This is a genomic window from Streptococcus sp. 2022WUSS037 (genome assembly GCF_044427225.1).
Taxonomy (GTDB): Bacteria; Bacillota; Bacilli; order Lactobacillales; family Streptococcaceae; genus Streptococcus.
Window position 1 is genome coordinate 1 of record NZ_JAOTGJ010000073.1, and the last position, 873, is coordinate 873.

At 42.3% G+C, this 873-nt stretch carries 1 pseudogene; it reads right to left on the reverse strand.

Annotation, left to right across the window (positions count from 1 at the left end):
* Nucleotides 1–131 (reverse strand): annotated as a pseudogene (locus tag ODU55_RS11650) (group II intron reverse transcriptase/maturase); the annotation flags it as partial.
* Between the last annotated feature and the right edge of the window lie 742 nt (nucleotides 132–873).

An 873-nucleotide genomic window follows, 5' to 3' on the forward strand; every position in this document is an offset into this window, starting at 1 on the left:
TTGCGGAGATAGTCATCTATTTCGTCAATAGTTACGCCGTCAATTCCTGCTGAACCTTTATTGGCTCTAACTTGATTGTAAGCGTCCAACATATTTGAACGGGATAGGATATTATCTAATAACTGTGACATGTGCGTACTCCTTTCTTGTTTCGGTGTCTGTAGGATATCTTATAATGATGAACTTTCTTCTAGTCATTACGTGACTGCCTCCAGTTCTATCAGACCATTCTTTACAGACACAATCGAAGTAGGTATACTTCGGTTTGACAGTCTTTATTTTCAGTGTCAAACTTTCAACAGTCACTCCCCTGACTGTTGAAATATTCAGCCCTTCGCTCCGTTTCTATTACAGAAATTTCATCACTACTATGGCTTCGGCTGAGAGCCTGCCCCAGCCATTGTTGTTCAACGAAGAATGAGTTGATAACAACAATTCTCATGATTCATTGTTACTACGTCTTATTGACGCTCATGAGACCTCACGGGATAAGTCGTACATCTTTCCTCGTTTACACAAGATATGAGGACGTTAAAAGGTCTAAGTGAAAATAGGAATTCCGACGAAGAGTCCAGTGACTCTAGGAGGAATTATCTTTTTCACACTGACCTTAGTTCGAATTCAATTACACTCGTGATTTACGCAGATAGGTTACGACTACCTTTTTGGACTTTGGTGTTCATAGCCACCTTATCCGCTATATACGCCTTTGTATCACGTTTCTGTTCGTAGTGCCACGATTTCGCTATCCCTTCCTCTGACGATCTTGGTTTCTAGCGTCAGACTTAAAACGGTCTCTCCCCAGACCGTTTTAATCCGCTACCTCACGATAGTCAGGCTTGGGAGTCGCTATAGGGTTCACCGGTAGCGGGT